Origin of the sequence: Klebsiella sp. 4_1_44FAA, assembly GCF_000238715.1 — a bacterium.
Lineage (GTDB): Bacteria > Pseudomonadota > Gammaproteobacteria > Enterobacterales > Enterobacteriaceae > Klebsiella > Klebsiella pneumoniae.
In genome coordinates, this window is record NZ_JH414798.1 from 732,269 (window position 1) to 748,139 (window position 15,871).

The following is a 15,871-nucleotide window of genomic DNA, read 5'->3' on the forward strand; positions in this document are numbered from 1 at the left end:
CATTTCAGGCGCTTTGCGAAGTATGTCGCGGCCTTTTGGAGGATAGCCAGCTCCTCGTCACGCTCTGCCAGCTGGCGCTTCAGGCGGGCATTTTCAGCGGCCAGCTCATTTTCCCGTTCGGAAGACGTTTTCTGCTGCTGTAATTTGCTGCGCCAGGTATATAGCTGAGACTCGTAAAGGCTGAGTTCCCGGGCGGCAGCGGCAACGCCGATGCGCTCCGCAAGCTTCAGGGCTTCGCTGCGGAATTCAGGCGAATGCTGTTTACGTGGTTTCTTACTTACGGTTGCTGATTTAGTCATGTGAGATACCTCTGTCTGGGAGTTTACTCACTTAGTCGCGTGTCCACTATTCGCGGGTAGGATCACATAACCGGGAGTTCCGCACAGGGAAAATCGTCAGGTACCGCAATGGCGGCAATGGACAATCTGGCTAAGCACTTACCACCGGGGTTCGCCGGGGAGTGGGCGGGAAGTTCGTTACAGGAAAAAGAGTCTGCATCACAGCTTCCGGGTCTTATTGTGCTCTCGGTACTGGTGGTATTCATGGTGCTGGCTGCTCTTTACGAAAGCTGGTCCATTCCCTTCGCGGTCATGCTCGTTGTTCCTCTGGGGCTGCTCGGCGCTGTGCTGGCCGTATCCGTTACAAATATGACGAATGACGTCTTTTTCAAAGTGGGTCTGATAACCCTGATTGGACTTTCCGCCAAGAATGCGATTCTGATTATCGAGTTCGCGAGACAATTGATGAAAGAAGGAAAGAGCCTTATTGACGCGACATTGACGGCTGCAAAGCTACGCTTACGGCCAATTCTGATGACTTCTCTGGCTTTCACATTAGGTGTTGTTCCGCTGATGCTTGCCAGTGGAGCCAGCGACAGCACGCAGCATGCGATTGGTACCGGTGTATTCGGCGGGATGATTAGCGGAACGCTACTGGCCATTTTCTTTGTTCCGGTATTTTTCGTGACGATCACACGATTTACAGGCATGCGAAAATACAGACTGGGGAATAGCCGGAACGGCTAATCTCTGCCCTGTGTTCCGGCCAGTTTAAAGCAGACTTCTTGCTGAACTGGCTGGCATTACATTATCAAGGACATTATGACCATCATTACCACTCAAAGATTAATCATTCGCCATTTTAAGGAAGAGGATGCGGCAGCTCTTTTCAATTACCTCTCTTCACCACGTACTCCTTGCTTTAAGGATGAAAAGTTACATTCACTCGCTGAGGCAGAGGTCGACGTGGCTAAACGAGCCTCTGACCCAACACAGTTTGCCGTTTGTCTAAAAGAAACCGATACGTTAATCGGACATCTTTTTGCGGACAATAGCAACGAACCAGACAACAATACCTGGTCAGTAGGCTGGCATTTTAATCAACGTTTTGAACATCAGGGATATGCAAGCGAGTCAGTTGCTGCACTGTTTGATTATTTATTTAAAGTAAAAGGCGCCAGACGTTTGTATGCCTGGGTGGAAGATTATAATTACTCCTCTCAAAAACTATGCGAGCGACTACTTATGCGACGTGAAGGATGTTTTAAAGAATTTGTCTCCTTTGAAAACGAGGAGGGTAAGGCAAGGTATGACGACACATACATCTATGCGTTACTGCATAAAGAATGGACGAAGTAGAGGACGAAGAAAAATGTCCGCTCCTCGCTCATGGCGGACCTTTGGCTCAGTTAACAGTTCGCGCCGTGCCAGAAGCGGATCTCGCTTACTGCCAGGTATCAGTATTTACGGGAAGCAGATCAGCCAGGCTAGGGATATCTATTATTGAGTATTGAACTGAAATCGTATGTCTTGGATTTAAAATCGTTTGCGGGTGGGATATAGGCATTGAGCTTTTTACTGATGCTTGATACTCTCAGAGCACAAGCAGCGACCCAACACCATACTATAAAAGCCACAATAACGACGTATAGAGATTTCAAAATCTCTATACCATCACTCTGTGAAGAACCTCTGTATATCTCAGCACCGATATATAATAGCAACGATATTAACACAAAAGGTATTATCCACTTATGGAATTTATGAGGGTATATATTCCCGTTAGTAATTGTGTACATGCCCTGATAACGCAAGACTGCCTTCAAGGACGGAATTAATGACTGTGCATAATCGGAACTCAAGCATATGATTTTATAAGATAAATGCCAATCTCTATGCAGTCCGAACGACTGTAGGCGGAACTGCTGTTCCGCCTTTGCTAACGGATCGGAGATGGGTACAGAAGAGGTTCTAAGCCATTCGACTGCTTTTATCTGCTCGGAGGATGAGCGTGAAAAAAAGTCTCTGCGATGAAACTGAATATACTTTTTTGTAATCGCTCCAATGATAGTAAGAATGACTGCGGAAACCACTTGGTTACTAAATAGGTCCTTTATTACCGATATCATAGCTTTTCTCCTGCTTATCTAATTTCTAAAAGAGATAATATTTTATTTTTTAAAAGCTAAAGAATTTGGTTCCTCAATTTTATAGCAACTACTGTTCCTTTCAAAAGATCTCAGTCTAAAGAATGCTACTTTCTCCGGCAGCAACTCCATTACCTGTGGTTTAACACGTAGCATAAAGTCATCAATGGAGCTATCCCGTTCCCGAACTTCCGCTCCTCGCTCAAATCAGACCTTCATCCCAGTCAGATTGCCCACGTCGTGCCAGAAGCGCAAGTAGGAACGCCAGAAGCCCGCAAATATTGATGCTTCGTTTCCCCGGGATGCTTACACTTACAAACCAAAAAAAGCCCCTGCGCGAAAGCAGGGGCAAGCCATGTCAGAGCTTTTTTTATTAGTTAAACACCATCCCGCCGTCGATCAGCAATGACTGACCGGTCATATAATCAGAATCCGGGCTGGCAAGATAGGAGACGCAGGCGGCGACATCTTCCGGCTCGGACAGGCGGCCGAGGGTGATGCGTTTGGCGAACTCGGCGGTACCGTAACCCAGCGGTTTACCGGCGGCTTCGGACACCTGGCGGTCAATTTCGGCCCACATTGGCGTTTTGACAATCCCCGGGCAGTAGCCGTTGACTGTTATGCCCAGCGGCGCGAGGTCGCGAGCGGCGGTCTGGGTTAAGCCGCGTACGGCGAATTTACTCGAGCTATATACCGCCAGCTCCGGGTTGCCGACGTGGCCGGCCTGGGAACAGGCGTTGATGATTTTCCCGCCGTGACCCTCTTTCTTAAAGGCCTCGACCGCCGCCTGAATGCCCCAGATCACCCCTTTAACGTTGATGTTGTAGACTTTATCGACAATCTCCGGGGTAATGGACTCGATCGGCGTGGACGGCGCCACGCCGGCGTTGTTGACGATGACGTCGAAGCCGCCCAGCGTTTTGCGCGCCTGTTCGACGGCGGCAAACACCTGATCGCGGTCGGAGACATCCACTTTCACCGCCATGGCGCGGCCGCCGGCCTGGTTGATTTCGGAGGCGACCGCTTTGGCGGTGGCGTCGTTATAATCGGCAATGGCCACGGCAAATCCATCCTTCACCAGACGAAGGGCGATAGCTTTACCAATCCCCTGGCCGGCGCCGGTAACAAGTGCGACTTTTTTCATTTTCCTTTCCTTATTGTGATGACTTACAGAATCTGACTCAGATGCAGCTGGCCCATCAGCAGCGGGTTATCGCGATAATCTACCGGGATGGCCACTACCGCCGGGCCGTCGACGTCCATCGCCGCGCGCAGGGTTGGCTCCAGCGCCTCGGCGCTTTCCACGGCAAACCCTTTCGCGCCGAAGGATTCGGCATAGGCTTTAAAATCCATCGGCCCGAACTCGACGCCGGACAGGCGCTGATATTTTTTCTCTTCCTGGATAGCGACCATGTTGTAGCCGTTATCGACCCAGATAAGATGCAGCACGTTGGCTTTCAGGCGGACGGCGGTCTCCAGCTCCATGCTCGACTGCAGGAAGCCGCCGTCGCCGGAGACGGAGACCACTTTGCGCTCAGGATTGACCAGCCAGGCGCCGATGGCCCAGGGCAGGGCGACGCCCATGGTCTGCTGGCCGTTGGAGATCATCACCTGGCGGGCGCGGAAGCTGTACAGGTAGCGGGCAATCCAGATATGGAAGCTGCCCATGTCCACGGTCAACGTGACGTCGCTGTTGACGATGTCCTGCATGGCGCGAACGATACGCAGGGGATGCAGGGCAAACTGGTTGAGCTGCGCGCCGCGGCGGTCCAGCAGCTCGCGCTGGTGCTGGCGGTCGCGGAGGATCTCCGCCGCCTGCGGGGAGAGCACCAGCCGATGATCGATATTTTGCGCCAGCTTGTTGAGAGTGCCGGCGATATCGCCCACCAGCTCGACATCCGGGGTGTAGTTGCGCTCTTCATAGGCGGGCAGCACGTCGATGTGCACCAGCGTCGCGTTGCCGCTGTTCCACATCGCCGGTTCGTATTCCACCGGGCTGTAGCCGATGCAGATCACCAGGTCGGCGAGCTGCAGCAGACGGTCCCCGGCCTGGTTGTTAAACAGCCCAACCCGGCCGGCGAAGCGAGAGAAGTTATCCTGATTCACCGCTCCGGCGGCCTGATAGGTGCTGGTGACTGGAATATGGCTGGTCTCCAGCAAACGGCGCAGCGCGGCGCTGTTTTCCGGCTGGCTGGCCATCAGGCCGAGCAGGAAGATCGGGTTCTTCGCCTGGGCGATAAGCTTCGCCACCTGGTCGATGGCATCATCCGGCGCGGCGCCCATCTGCGGGGCCCCGCTGGCCGGCAGCACTTTGCCGCTGACCGGGCCATCGACCACATCCTGCGGCAGGCTAACGAACGCGCTGCCCGGCCGGCCCTGCTCGGCGGCGCGGAAGGCGTTGGAGACCACTTCCGCCAGCGCATCCGGCGCCGTCACCTCGACGGCGTATTTGGTGACCGGGCTGAACATCGCCACCGTATCCATACTCTGATGGACCTGTTTGGCTTTATCGGCGCGTTTTACCGCGCCGCCCAGGGCCACCACCGGGTCGCCTTCGCTGTTCGCGGTGGCCATGCCGGTGATCAGGTTAGAACAACCCGGACCGGAGGTGACCAGCGCCACGCCCGCTTTGCCGGTAATACGTCCGACGGCGGCGGCCATAAACGCGGCGTTGGCTTCGTGGCGCACCGGAATAATGCGAATCGAGGAATCCAGCAGTGAGTCGAAGACCTTGTCAATCTTGGCGCCGGGGATGCCGAACACCTGGCGTACCCCCTGAGCTTCCAGCTGACTGACGACGAGATCTGCGCCGTGCGCCCACTGGCGTACCGGATACTGTTTGTCCATGTAACCCCCTTAACTTTCTACGGAACGGATGGCGGCATCGAGATTATCGGGATGCAGATTAGCCTGCAGGAACGCGCTGTCGGCGGGCAGGTCGATCATCAGCTTGTGAATTTCGCCGAAGGTCAGCACCCCATGGTCGAGCTGGTAATCCAGCAGGTGACCGCCGCCTTTGCGGTCATCGGTAATAAAGTGCTCGTGATACCCGGCGACGTTGATCCCCTGCATATGCTGCGGGGTCCGGAAGCCGACCAGCACCCCTTCGCGCTGGTTAAAGCGGAACACCGGCTGATCGTCGAGGACGTCGGTCATCGCCCGGTACGGCGGCGTCTGGCGCGGCACGGTGCGGGTATGGGCATGGCGGAAATGGCCGTCGATGCGCAGGGCGCAGAACAGGTTGTCAGAGGGGATTTGCTGGTCGATCACCTCGTGCAGCTGCTGGCGGCTCACCGGATGGTCAAAGGTTTTCCGGTACTGCGGCTGGAACCAGGTCATCACCGCGAACGGCGTTTTCTGCTCCGGCTGGGCTTTGCGCGCGCTGCCGTCGGCGCGCAGCTGATAGATCTGACTGCTGAAGGCGATCAGCTCCCCGTCCAGCTCATTAAAGGTGCCGAGGCCGAAATCGCCGTGTTTCAGCAGGTCGGCGATGGTGGTGCTGCCTTCGTAAACCCCGCTCAGCAGGGCGCTCATGAGCGATGTCTGATAGAGCACGCTCTCGGGATGCTGCGCGGAAAACGCCCGCAGGGTTTCGCATAGACTCTCTTCGCAGGTGCATTCAGCAGAATGATTCATATACCACTTCCTCGTTCAACAAATATAAGAAAGGTTAAATAAATGTTGACCCGATTCAGCTCACAGTTCCAATATAGAAACCATGCTGGTTTGAGACGTTTTCGATATGGAACTTCGTTATCTTCGCTATTTTGTCGCCGTCGCCAGGACGCGGCACTTCACCCAGGCCGCCAAGGAGCTGGGTATTTCACAGCCTCCGTTAAGTCAGCAAATTCAGCGGCTTGAGCGCGAAGTGGGGACCCCGCTGTTCCGGCGTTTAACCCGCGGGGTGGAGCTGACGGAAGCGGGAGAGTCTTTCTATGAGGATGCCCGCCAGATCCTCGCCATGAGCGATGCGGCGCTGGAGAAGGCCAAGGGCATTGCGCGCGGGATGAACGGCAGCCTGTCGCTAGGCATTACCAGTTCTGATGCTTTCCATCCGCAAATCTTCACGCTGCTGCACCGTTTTCAGCTCGACCACCCCGGGGTGACCCTTCACCAGATGGAAGACAATATGGCCAATCTGATGACCGCCCTGAGCGAGGCCGAGCTGGATATCGCCTTCGTCCGCCTGCCGTGCGAGAGCAGTAAAGCCTTTAATCTGCGGATTATCGATGAGGAGCCGATGGTTATCGCGCTGCCGCGCGATAATCCGCTGGCGACGCAGCCGACCCTTGCCCTGGAGCAGCTGCGCGACGTGGCGCCGATCCTCTTCCCGCGGGAGGTGGCCCCCGGGCTGTATGAGCTGGTGTATAACAGTTGCCTGCGCGCCGGGATCGATATGGAGCGCGCCTGGCAGTCGTCGCAAATTTCATCGTCGCTGAGCATGGTCAATGCAGGCTTCGGCTTCGCGCTGGTTCCGCAGTCGATGACCTGCATCCAGCAGCCGAACGTCAGCTATCACCCGCTTAGCGGGGCGCCGCTGAAGACCGATATCGCCATCGCCTGGCGGCGCTTCGAGCGCTCGCGTACGGTGAAACGCTTTCTGGCGATGTTCTGATCTTCGCGGCGCCAGCGGCTTACTGCGCCACCCAGCCGCCATCCATGTTCCATGCGGCGCCGCGCACCTGGGCGGCGGCGTCGCTGCACAGAAACAGCGCCATTTCGCCCAGCTGTTGCGGGGTGACAAACTCCCCGGAGGGCTGTTTTTCCGCCAGCAGCTGGGCGCTGGCCTGCTCCGGGTCGACCCCCTCGGCGATGCGCTTATCGATCTGCTGCTGCACCAGCGGGGTTAGCACCCAGCCCGGGCAGATGGCGTTGCAGGTGATGCCGCTGCGCGCGGTTTCCAGGGCCACGGTTTTGGTCAGCCCGACCACCGCGTGCTTGGCGGCGACGTAGGCCGATTTCTCTTTCGACGCCACCAGGCCATGCACTGAGGCAATGTTGATGATGCGCCCCCAGTTGCGCTGGCGCATACCCGGCAGCGCCAGGCGGGTAGTGTGGAAGACGCTGGAGAGATTGATGGCGAGAATATCGTTCCATTTGTCCACCGGGAACTGCTCCACCGGGGCCACGTGCTGGATGCCGGCGTTATTGATCACGATATCGACGCCGCCGAAGGTGCTTTCGGCATAGTGCATCATCGCCTCGATCTGCCCGACGTCGCGCAGGTCGGCGTCGTGATAGCCGGGGATCTTGCCCAGCGCGGCGACTTCAGCCCGGGCGTGGCTGCTGTCGCCGAAGCCATTGAGCACCAGCTGGGCGCCTGCCTGCGCAAGCACTTTGGCGATCCCTAAACCGATGCCGCTGGTGGAGCCGGTGACCAGCGCCGTTTTACCGTGTAAGTTCATTGTATTACTCCTTCAATCTGGTATCAGACAATGCCGGTCACATAGAACGTGGCAATGACAAACAGTACCGCGAGGCTTTTGATCACCGTGATGGCGAAAATGCCGCCGTAGGCCTGGCGATGGCTCAGGCCGGTGATCGCCAGCAGGGTGATCACCGCCCCGTTGTGCGGCAGGGTGTCCATGCCGCCGCTGGCCATGGCGGCGACACGGTGCAGTACCTCGAGCGGAATATTGGCGGCGTGGGCGGCGGCGACAAAGGTCTCGGACATCGCCGCCAGGGCGATGCTCATCCCCCCGGAGGCCGAGCCAGTGATCCCGGCCAGCACCGTGACGCTGATCGCCTCGTTTAACAGCGGATTGGGAATGGCCGCGAGGGCTTTTGACAGCACCAGGAAACCCGGCAGGGCGGCGATAACCGCGCCGAAGCCATACTCAGAGGCGGTGTTCATCGCCGCGAGAATAGCCCCGCCCACCGCCGTCCGACTTCCCTCCGCCAGCCGGCCGCGGATATTGCGATAGCCGCAAACCAGCACCAGCACAATGCCGGAGAGCAGCGCCGCCTGCACCGCCCAGATGGCGGTGATTTTCCCCACTTCGGTGACGACAGGCTTCGCCAGGCCCGGCAGGTTGAGCTCATGGCTGGCGCCGTACCACTGCGGGATCCAGTGGGTGAACAGCAAATTCAGCACCCCCACCAGCAGCAACGGGGCGATAGCGATTAGCGGATGCGGCAGATCGATGTCATCCGGGGTCTGCGGCTCATTTTGCAGGTCGGTCCCATAGCCTTCGCCGCGGGCCTGCGCTTTGCGGCGCTGACGCTCCAGCCACAGCAAACCGAAGATGATAATGAACAGCGAGCCGATAAGCCCCAGCCAGGGGGCCGCCCAGGCGTTGGTGCCGAAGAAGCTGGTGGGAATAATATTCTGGATCTGCGGCGTGCCGGGCAGGGCGTCCATGGTAAACGAGAATGCCCCGAGGGCGACGGTGGCGGGGATCAGCCGTTTGGGGATCCCGCTCTGGCGAAATAGTTCGGCGGCGAAAGGGTAGACGGCAAAGGCCACCACAAACAGCGACACCCCGCCGTAGGTCAGCAGGGCGCACACCAGCACGATCACCGGGATCGCGTGGCGGCGCCCAAGGATGCGGATGGCGGCGGCGACAATCGAACGTGAGAATCCCGACAGCTCAATCAGCTTGCCGAATACCGCGCCCAGCAGAAACACCGGGAAATAGAGCTTCACAAAGCCGACCATTTTTTCCATAAACAGGCCGGTAAAGGCCGGGCCGACCGCGCCCGGGTCGGTGAGCAGCACCGCGCCGAGGGCGGCGATCGGCGCAAAGAGGATCACGCTGTATCCACGGTAGGCTGCCAGCATCAGTAACGCCAGCGCGGCCAGGGCTATTATCACACTCATCACGACGTCTCACTCTCATTGTTATTGTAGGGGTACAGAACGCGATACTAGGGTTTCAGCGCGAAGCGCAGCTGGTGTTCCCGGCGCGACTGGATGCGCTGGTGCCGGGCCTCGTCCCAGCGGTAAAAGCCTTGCCCGCTGCGGGCGCCGGTGTCGCCTCGCGCCACTTTCTCCGCCACCAGCGACATCATCTCCGTGCCGCTGGCCAGCTCCGGCAGCAGGTGCTGGCAGATATCCTGGACCGTCGCCAGGCCGGTCATGTCCGCAGCCTCCAGCGGGCCGACCATCGCATAGCGGCGGCCCAGCGAGGCGCGCATCACCTGGTCCACCACCTCCGGGGAAGCGATGCCGCTGTGGACGATATGCAGCGCTTCGCGCAGCAGGGCGAACTGCAGCCGGTTGCCGACAAAGCCCGGCGCGGCGCGGTTGAGCACCACCGCCTCCAGCGCGCAGGCGGCGCAAAAGTCGCTCACCTGGCGCGCCAGATGAGGCAGCGTGGCGCTCCCGGGCACCACTTCCACCAGCGGGATCAGGTGCGGCGGATGCCAGAAATGAGCGATCAGTAGCCGTTCCGGGAGGCGCATGCCCTGCGCCAGCCGATCCGGCGGCAGGCCGCTGGTGTTGCTGGCGATAATCGCCTCGTCGGCGATCAGCGTTTCCAGCTCCGCGTACAGGGCGTGCTTCAGCGCCAGCCGCTCGGGGATCGCTTCAATCAGCAGCGTGGCATCGGCCAGGGCATTCAGCGTCGGGGTGGGGGTCAGACGGGCCAGCACCGCGTCGCGGTCGGCGGGAGCCTGCTGGCCGCTGGCCTCCAGCTCGCGCAGGATGGCGCTGGCCACCGCCGTAACCTCAGCGAGACGCTGCGGGTCGGTGTCATACAGGCGGACGGCGTGACCGTGACGGGCGAAATGGCAGGCGATACCGACGCCCATCAGTCCCGCGCCGAGTACCGCCAGGCGTGGTGTAAACATAGTGGCTCCTGTTAACGTTGTAGGGTCATGGCGATGCCCTGGCCGCCGCCGACGCACAGGGTTGCCAGCCCTTTGCTGGCGCCCCGGCGCTGCATCTCATGCACCAGGCTGACGAGGATCCGGCAGCCGGAGGCGCCGATGGGATGTCCAAGGGCGATGGCGCCGCCGTTGACGTTGACCTTCTCGCTATCCCACTCAAGCAGCTGACCGACGGCCAGCGCCTGGACGGCAAAAGCCTCGTTGGCTTCGATAAGGTCCACCTCGTCCAGCGTCCAGCCGGCGCGCTGCAGCGCCTGGCGGCAGGCGCTCACCGGGCCGATGCCCATCACCGACGGGTCGACCCCGGCGACCGCTGAGCTGACAATGCGCGCCAGCACCGGCAGCCCAAGCTCGCGCGCTTTATCGACGCGCATCAGCAGGACCGCCGCGGCGCCGTCGTTCAGCGACGAGGCATTCCCGGCGGTGACGCTGCCGTCAGCCGGGCGAAACGCCGGGCGCAGCTGGGCCAGCTGCTGCTCGCTGGTCTCCGGGCGCGGTTGCTCATCGTCAGTCACGACTCGCGGCGGCTGTTTGCCCTGCGGGACGCTGACCGGAACGATCTCCTCGCGAAAGCGCCCTGCGGCGATAGCGGCCGCCGCTTTGCGCTGGGAGCTGGCGGCGAAGGCGTCCTGGCGCTCGCGGCTGATGTCGAAGGCGTCGGCGAGGTTCTCGGCGGTAATGCCCATGTGGTAGTCGTTAAAGGCGTCCCACAGGCCGTCCTGGATCATGCTGTCCTGCAGGCTGGCGTGGCCGAAACGTAGGCCGTCGCGGGCGCCATGCATCAGATAGGGAGCATTGCTCATGCTCTCCTGGCCGCCGGCGATAACGATCCCGGCGTCGCCGCAGCGGATCGCCTGCACCGCCTGCTGAACCGCTTTCAGCCCGGAGCCGCACACCAGATTGACGGTGACCGCCGGAGTGTCGACCGGCAGGCCGGCCCGCAGCGCGGTCTGGCGCGCCGGGTTCTGCCCGCAGCCGGCGGTAAGCACCTGGCCGAAAATTAGTTCGTCGACCGCTGCGGCGGGCAGCTGGCAGCGTTCAAGCAGGCCGCGCACCACCGCCGCGCCGAGGTCGACGGCGGAAAGAGGGGCGAAGGCGCCGCGAAAGCTGCCTATCGGGGTGCGTACGGCAGCAACAATGGCAATATCGGTCATGATCTCTCCTTAACTGAAGCGCATTTCGCGCACGTCGTCGGCGACGATCAGCCGTCCCGCCGTTTTACGTATCACCTCGTCGGGGCTGACCCCCGGGGCCACTTCGCGCAGGACAAACGCGCCGTCGACAATCTCCAGCAGGGCCAGGTCGGTGAGTACCCGGCGAATACAGCCCACGCCGGTGAGCGGCAGGGTGCACTGCGGCAGCAGTTTGGATTCGCCGTTTTTTGAGGCGTGGGTCATCACCACGATGATGTTCTGCGCGCCGGCCACCAGGTCCATGGCGCCGCCCATCCCCTTGACCATTTTTCTAGGGATCATCCATGAGGCGATGTTGCCCGCGACGTCGACCTCAAAGGCGCCAAGAACGGTCAGGTCGACGTGGCCGCCGCGGATCATGGCGAACGACTGGGCGGAATCGAAGATCGCCGCCCCGGTTTGCGCGGTGACGGTTTGTTTACCGGCGTTAATCATGTCGGCGTCGATGGTTTCCTCATCGGGAAATTCGCCCATCCCCAGCAGGCCGTTCTCCGACTGGAGCATCACTTCAATGCCGGCGGGAATGTAGTTGGCCACCAGCGTCGGGATACCGATCCCGAGGTTGACGTAATCGCCGTCGCGCAGCTCCTGGGCGACGCGCATCGCCATTTGTTCACGGGTCAGCATCTCAGTGCCCTCCGGCGCGCAGGGTGCGCTGTTCAATACGTTTTTCGAATTGCCCGACGATCAGCCGGTCGACATAGATCCCCGGAGTATGGATGGCGGAGGGGGGCAGTTCGCCCGGCGGCACAATCTCTTCCACCTCCACCACCGTAATGCGCCCGGCGGTGGCCATCAGCGGGTTGAAATTCTGCGCGGTGTGGCGATAGACCACGTTGCCGTACCAGTCGGCTTTCCAGCCTTTGACCAGCGCGAAATCGCCGCGGATCGCCTCTTCAAGGATGTAGTGTCGGCCGTCGAACTGGCGCACCTCTTTGCCTTCGGCGACCGGGGTGCCATACCCGGTGGCGGTGTAAAAGCCGGGGATGCCAGCGCCGCCGGCGCGGATTTTTTCCGCCAGCGTTCCCTGCGGGGTGAGTTCTACCGCCAGCTCGCCGCTCAGCACCAGCTGTTCAAACAGCGCGTTTTCCCCGACGTAAGAGGCCACCACCTTGCTGACCTGGCGCGACTCCAGCAGCATGCCGAGACCGAAACCGTCGACCCCGCAGTTGTTGGAGACCACCGTCAGCCCCTGCACCTGGCGACGCTGCACCTCGGCGATCAAGTTCTCGGGAATGCCGCACAGGCCGAAGCCGCCGGCGAGCAGCGTCATGCCGTCCGTTAACCCTTCCAGCGCCGCTTCGTAACTGGCGACGCGTTTATCCAGTCCTGCCATCTTGTCTCTCCTGCCTTGCGATAGCCTTATCATTGGCGCAGGCGACTGATTTGATAATTTTGAATTTGTGACACACTCATTTGGAATTTTAATTAATTTCCTGTTAACTAATTTTTTTCAATTAGTTAACAGGAAGAAAAATGAGAATGAGTGTCAAACAGTTACGCGCGTTTTTAGCGGTAGCTCACACTCTGAATTTCGCCCACGCCAGCGAAAGGCTGAATCTGTCGCAGCCAGCTCTCAGCCTGACCATCAAAGGGTTGGAGGAGGCGCTGGGCGGCGCGCTGCTGCAGCGCAGCACCCGCAAAGTGACCCTCACCCAGGAGGGGGAACTCTTTCTGCCGATGGCCCGTCAGCTGCTGGCCGACTGGGATAATGTCGAGGAGGCCATGCGTCAGAGCTTTACCCTGCAGCGGGGTAAAATTTCGGTCGCCGCGATGCCGTCGTTTGCCGCCAACGTTCTGCCGGAGGCGCTGAAAGCCTTTCGCGACCGCTATGCCGGGGTGAACGTTACGGTGCATGACGTGATTAATGAGCAGGTGATCGAGATGGTGCGCGAGGGGCGGGTGGAGATGGGCATCGCTTTCGAGCCATCGCCCAACCACAACCTGCTGTTTACCCCGCTGGCGGTGGACCGCTTCGTGGCGATCGTTCCCCAACAATCCCCGCTGGCGAAGAAAAAGCAGCTCTCCTGGCAGGAGCTGTTGACCCTCGACTTTATTACCCTGCAGCGCCCCTCGGCGGTACGCCTGATGCTGGAGGAGGCGCTGGCGCGCAGCGGACGTCAGCTGGACGTGGCGCTGGAGAGTCATCAGCTGGTGACGGTGGGGAGAATGGTGGCCAGCGGCCTGGGGGGCAGCGCGGTGCCGGCGCTGTGTAAAACGCAGATGGCATCGTTGGGCGCCGTCTGCATCCCGCTCAGCGATCCGCCGATTGAGAAGTGCGTCGGCGCGATCCATGCCGGACATCTGCCGCTGTCGAAGGCGGCGCAGGCGCTGCTGGATACGCTGAAAGGGTTTTTACCCACCTGAGGTGTGGGCGTCAAAAAAAACCGGCCTGCTGGCCGGTTTGACAATCAGATTTTACAGGCGTCGCCGCAGTCGTCGTCGGCAACGATCGCCTGGGCTTTTTTGTCCGCTTCTTCCAGACGCTCCGCGTTGCGCTCTTCCGCTTCATCCAGGCCGCTGAAGACCAGGTTGTCGAGATCAATTTCCATAAGTTACCTATCGTTGCTGGTTTTGAATCAGGGTCAGTATAGGGCATAACCGCCAGCGGATGTAGCCGCGCTTCGCGCCGAAGGCACAGAGCGTTAAGTCGCTGAGCGGAGGGCGTTACCTACCATAATTCATCGTTGACAGAATAAGTTTAGCGACAAATAACGTCGACAGGATAATTCCCTGCCTAAATATTAAATGAAAGGACAACGAAGGAGTAATTAAGCGTTGACGAAACGCTTATATGTTAATATGGCCGCGATTATGGATGAATCTATGGATCTTAATCAATGGAACATACTGTTGCAGGCGCCATCAAAGAATGGCGTAAACATAATAAAGTGATCGGTCAGGTCAAAATAAGCTATAAAAAAATTTTACGAAAATGCAGAGAGCTCTCGCTCGCAGGAGGTAAATACAGAGAATATCAAGGACTTTGTGCGAAATATCAGTGCGCGCGGTTGACCGCGGTTACCAAAGGACTGGTGCCTTTTGAGGATAAACCGTTTAAAGCGTATCTCAATAAACGGCTGTCAAAACGACGCAAACTGGATATTGCCCATGGTTCACTGAATTTCATCGAGAAAACGTTTCACCCTGATGTCCTGCCGCAGCTCTACAATGTCGCGGATTTTGGCCGCGAGATGTTTTCTATTCCCTTGAAAAATGGCGATAAGCTTGACGTTAAGCTGCTGGCCTCGCCGTTTCAGGAGGAAGGGGAGCTGATGCTGCAGCTGTTTCTTGGCGACCGGCGCGTCTATAGCGTCTGTTTTTCCTGCACCGACGATGGCCGCGCTTATATCGGCGGCATCCAGGGCGGGAAAGATATCACCAATGACGAAGTGAAGGTGCTGACTAAAGAGCTGCATGGCACGCGGCCGAAAAATATCATCATGAGCGTGCTGTATGGTTTGCTGCGATATTTCAACATCTCCACGGTCTACGCCATCGATTCTGATTACCACGTGAAAAGCGATCTGGTGAAAGCCAGTTATTCATCGCTGTGGCTGGAAATGGGCGGTGAGAAACAGGCTCGCGGCTGGTATAAACTGCCGGCGCAAGAGATCAAAAAGAGTATTGAAGAGGTGAAAAGTAAGCACCGGAGCCAGTTTATTAAGCGCGAAGGTCTTAAAGAGCTGATTCAGATTAATATGGCGAATGCCCTGCAGCAAATTACCTTGCCTGCGCGGGTGAATTAACGCCACTCACACGTCAGGCGGGCAGCAGGGGGCTGTTGCCCGCCTGACGATTTCCTCTCTCCCCAGGTCGCTGTGCCGTAGGTTACTGCCCGCTCTCGCCGATTGGCGGTGACGCGGAGGCGGTGAGCAGCGGAGCGCTGCGCCACCATACCATCAGGGCGACAATCGCGATAACGCTCAGCACGCCGAAGGCGGTGGCAAAGGAGTAGTGCCCGGCGATAGACCCGGTTAACGCCGGACTCATTGCCGCCCCGGCGCCCTGCATCAGCATCACAACGCTCTGTCCAGCGTTAACGTGCCCGCTGCCGCGCAGCAGCGAGACGATAAAGCTGGGCACCGCCACCCCCAAAATCCCTGCCGCCAGGCCATCAAGAATTTGCACCGGGACCATCATCGCCGGGGCGTCGCTGGACGCCGCCAGCGCCGCCCGTATGGGCATGATCACCAGCGCCAGCAGGATGCATCGCCAGTAACCGTATTTGTCGATGCTGCCGGCGACCCGGATGGCCACCGGGATCATCACCACCTGCGAAATAATCACCGTGGCGGCGGCAAACAGTCCGGGATTGAGGTGTCCCGGCGCGGCGGCGATCCGCATGCTCAGCATCGGCAACAGTGCGGCATTGGCGAGATGGAACAGCATCAGGGTTACGCCGGCGATCAGCAGCGGCGTA

The 15,871-nt window shown here is 59.1% G+C and carries 15 protein-coding genes and 3 pseudogenes; 5 read left to right on the forward strand and 13 right to left on the reverse strand.

Annotated features, from left to right (window positions below):
* Positions 1–299 (reverse strand): annotated as a pseudogene (locus tag HMPREF1024_RS22165) (transposase); the annotation flags it as partial.
* Positions 300–365: 66 nt separating this feature from the next.
* Here HMPREF1024_RS22165 and HMPREF1024_RS22160 point away from each other — a divergent pair.
* Together HMPREF1024_RS22160 and HMPREF1024_RS22155 are read left to right on the forward strand one after the other, a co-directional pair.
* Positions 366–1,025 (forward strand): annotated as a pseudogene (locus HMPREF1024_RS22160) (efflux RND transporter permease subunit); the annotation flags it as partial.
* Between the two features lie 75 nt (positions 1,026–1,100).
* Positions 1,101–1,637: a GNAT family N-acetyltransferase gene (locus HMPREF1024_RS22155; protein WP_004184321.1), complete on the forward strand. Its 537-nt coding sequence runs from the start codon at positions 1,101–1,103 to the stop codon at positions 1,635–1,637.
* A gap of 128 nt (positions 1,638–1,765) precedes the next feature.
* Here HMPREF1024_RS22155 and HMPREF1024_RS22150 read toward each other — a convergent pair whose 3' ends face one another.
* The 4 genes from HMPREF1024_RS22150 to budA all read right to left on the reverse strand — a co-directional run bounded on the left by HMPREF1024_RS22150 (position 1,766) and on the right by budA (position 6,061).
* Entirely contained in the window at positions 1,766–2,407 is a 642-nt protein-coding gene (locus tag HMPREF1024_RS22150) for a hypothetical protein (protein WP_004200175.1), read from the reverse strand.
* A 391-nt stretch (positions 2,408–2,798) separates the two neighbouring features.
* Positions 2,799–3,569 carry a (S)-acetoin forming diacetyl reductase gene (locus HMPREF1024_RS22145; RefSeq protein ID WP_004151179.1) on the reverse strand — a complete coding sequence of 257 codons (771 nt, stop codon included), beginning with the start codon at positions 3,567–3,569 and terminating at the stop codon, positions 2,799–2,801.
* Positions 3,570–3,592: 23 nt separating this feature from the next.
* Positions 3,593–5,272, reverse strand: a complete 1,680-nt coding sequence (alsS, locus tag HMPREF1024_RS22140; RefSeq protein ID WP_004151180.1) for an acetolactate synthase AlsS — start codon at positions 5,270–5,272, stop codon at positions 3,593–3,595.
* 9 nt (positions 5,273–5,281) lie between these two features.
* Positions 5,282–6,061, reverse strand: coding sequence for an acetolactate decarboxylase (gene budA, locus HMPREF1024_RS22135; RefSeq protein ID WP_009307670.1), 780 nt, complete (start codon positions 6,059–6,061; stop codon positions 5,282–5,284).
* Positions 6,062–6,167: 106 nt separating this feature from the next.
* On the opposite strand from budA, the gene HMPREF1024_RS22130 reads away from it, so the two are divergent.
* The gene (locus HMPREF1024_RS22130) at positions 6,168–7,040 is read left to right on the forward strand and encodes a LysR family transcriptional regulator (RefSeq protein WP_004145376.1); all 873 of its coding nucleotides are present in this window, start codon (positions 6,168–6,170) and stop codon (positions 7,038–7,040) included.
* A 19-nt stretch (positions 7,041–7,059) separates the two neighbouring features.
* Here the strand turns inward: HMPREF1024_RS22130 and HMPREF1024_RS22125 are convergent, their stop codons facing one another.
* Genes HMPREF1024_RS22125 through HMPREF1024_RS22100 form a run of 6 tightly spaced genes read right to left on the reverse strand, consistent with a single transcriptional unit; the run spans position 7,060 to position 12,784 of the window.
* A complete protein-coding gene (locus tag HMPREF1024_RS22125) occupies positions 7,060–7,830 on the reverse strand; it encodes a 3-hydroxybutyrate dehydrogenase (protein WP_004189574.1) in 771 nt (256 codons plus the stop codon).
* Positions 7,831–7,853: 23 nt separating this feature from the next.
* A complete protein-coding gene (locus tag HMPREF1024_RS22120; RefSeq protein WP_020802955.1) occupies positions 7,854–9,248 on the reverse strand; it encodes a GntP family permease in 1,395 nt (464 codons plus the stop codon).
* Positions 9,249–9,292: 44 nt separating this feature from the next.
* A complete protein-coding gene (locus tag HMPREF1024_RS22115) occupies positions 9,293–10,216 on the reverse strand; it encodes a 3-hydroxyacyl-CoA dehydrogenase family protein (protein ID WP_009307671.1) in 924 nt (307 codons plus the stop codon).
* A gap of 11 nt (positions 10,217–10,227) precedes the next feature.
* On the reverse strand, positions 10,228–11,409 hold the full coding sequence (locus HMPREF1024_RS22110; protein WP_009307672.1) for an acetyl-CoA C-acetyltransferase: 1,182 nt from the start codon (positions 11,407–11,409) through the stop codon (positions 10,228–10,230).
* Between the two features lie 9 nt (positions 11,410–11,418).
* A complete protein-coding gene (locus tag HMPREF1024_RS22105; RefSeq protein ID WP_009307673.1) occupies positions 11,419–12,075 on the reverse strand; it encodes a CoA transferase subunit B in 657 nt (218 codons plus the stop codon).
* A gap of 1 nt (position 12,076) precedes the next feature.
* The gene (locus HMPREF1024_RS22100; RefSeq protein ID WP_004175762.1) at positions 12,077–12,784 is read right to left on the reverse strand and encodes a CoA transferase subunit A; all 708 of its coding nucleotides are present in this window, start codon (positions 12,782–12,784) and stop codon (positions 12,077–12,079) included.
* 140 nt (positions 12,785–12,924) lie between these two features.
* On the opposite strand from HMPREF1024_RS22100, the gene HMPREF1024_RS22095 reads away from it, so the two are divergent.
* Positions 12,925–13,815: a LysR family transcriptional regulator gene (locus tag HMPREF1024_RS22095; protein ID WP_004180250.1), complete on the forward strand. Its 891-nt coding sequence runs from the start codon at positions 12,925–12,927 to the stop codon at positions 13,813–13,815.
* Positions 13,816–13,859: 44 nt separating this feature from the next.
* Here HMPREF1024_RS22095 and HMPREF1024_RS30440 read toward each other — a convergent pair whose 3' ends face one another.
* Positions 13,860–14,000 carry a hypothetical protein gene (locus HMPREF1024_RS30440; protein WP_002908189.1) on the reverse strand — a complete coding sequence of 47 codons (141 nt, stop codon included), beginning with the start codon at positions 13,998–14,000 and terminating at the stop codon, positions 13,860–13,862.
* Between the two features lie 288 nt (positions 14,001–14,288).
* On the opposite strand from HMPREF1024_RS30440, the gene HMPREF1024_RS22085 reads away from it, so the two are divergent.
* Complete coding sequence (locus tag HMPREF1024_RS22085) at positions 14,289–15,197, forward strand: DUF535 family protein (protein WP_009307674.1); 909 nt, start codon at positions 14,289–14,291, stop codon at positions 15,195–15,197.
* An 82-nt stretch (positions 15,198–15,279) separates the two neighbouring features.
* Here the strand turns inward: HMPREF1024_RS22085 and HMPREF1024_RS22080 are convergent.
* Positions 15,280–15,871 (reverse strand): annotated as a pseudogene (locus HMPREF1024_RS22080) (MFS transporter); the annotation flags it as partial.

What these genes read in the sequence shown, in the direction of transcription:
- HMPREF1024_RS22110 (WP_009307672.1), bottom strand. Translation starts at nt 11,409, where the DNA reads ATGACCGATATTGCCATTGTTGCTGCCGTACGCACCCCGATAGGCAGC.
- HMPREF1024_RS22085 (WP_009307674.1), top strand. Translation starts at nt 14,289, where the DNA reads ATGGAACATACTGTTGCAGGCGCCATCAAAGAATGGCGTAAACATAAT.
- alsS (WP_004151180.1), bottom strand. Translation starts at nt 5,272, where the DNA reads ATGGACAAACAGTATCCGGTACGCCAGTGGGCGCACGGCGCAGATCTC.
- HMPREF1024_RS22095 (WP_004180250.1), top strand. Translation starts at nt 12,925, where the DNA reads ATGAGAATGAGTGTCAAACAGTTACGCGCGTTTTTAGCGGTAGCTCAC.
- HMPREF1024_RS22125 (WP_004189574.1), bottom strand. Translation starts at nt 7,830, where the DNA reads ATGAACTTACACGGTAAAACGGCGCTGGTCACCGGCTCCACCAGCGGC.
- HMPREF1024_RS22150 (WP_004200175.1), bottom strand. Translation starts at nt 2,407, where the DNA reads ATGATATCGGTAATAAAGGACCTATTTAGTAACCAAGTGGTTTCCGCA.
- HMPREF1024_RS22145 (WP_004151179.1), bottom strand. Translation starts at nt 3,569, where the DNA reads ATGAAAAAAGTCGCACTTGTTACCGGCGCCGGCCAGGGGATTGGTAAA.
- HMPREF1024_RS22105 (WP_009307673.1), bottom strand. Translation starts at nt 12,075, where the DNA reads ATGCTGACCCGTGAACAAATGGCGATGCGCGTCGCCCAGGAGCTGCGC.
- HMPREF1024_RS22115 (WP_009307671.1), bottom strand. Translation starts at nt 10,216, where the DNA reads ATGTTTACACCACGCCTGGCGGTACTCGGCGCGGGACTGATGGGCGTC.
- HMPREF1024_RS22130 (WP_004145376.1), top strand. Translation starts at nt 6,168, where the DNA reads ATGGAACTTCGTTATCTTCGCTATTTTGTCGCCGTCGCCAGGACGCGG.
- budA (WP_009307670.1), bottom strand. Translation starts at nt 6,061, where the DNA reads ATGAATCATTCTGCTGAATGCACCTGCGAAGAGAGTCTATGCGAAACC.
- HMPREF1024_RS22155 (WP_004184321.1), top strand. Translation starts at nt 1,101, where the DNA reads ATGACCATCATTACCACTCAAAGATTAATCATTCGCCATTTTAAGGAA.
- HMPREF1024_RS22100 (WP_004175762.1), bottom strand. Translation starts at nt 12,784, where the DNA reads ATGGCAGGACTGGATAAACGCGTCGCCAGTTACGAAGCGGCGCTGGAA.
- HMPREF1024_RS30440 (WP_002908189.1), bottom strand. Translation starts at nt 14,000, where the DNA reads ATGGAAATTGATCTCGACAACCTGGTCTTCAGCGGCCTGGATGAAGCG.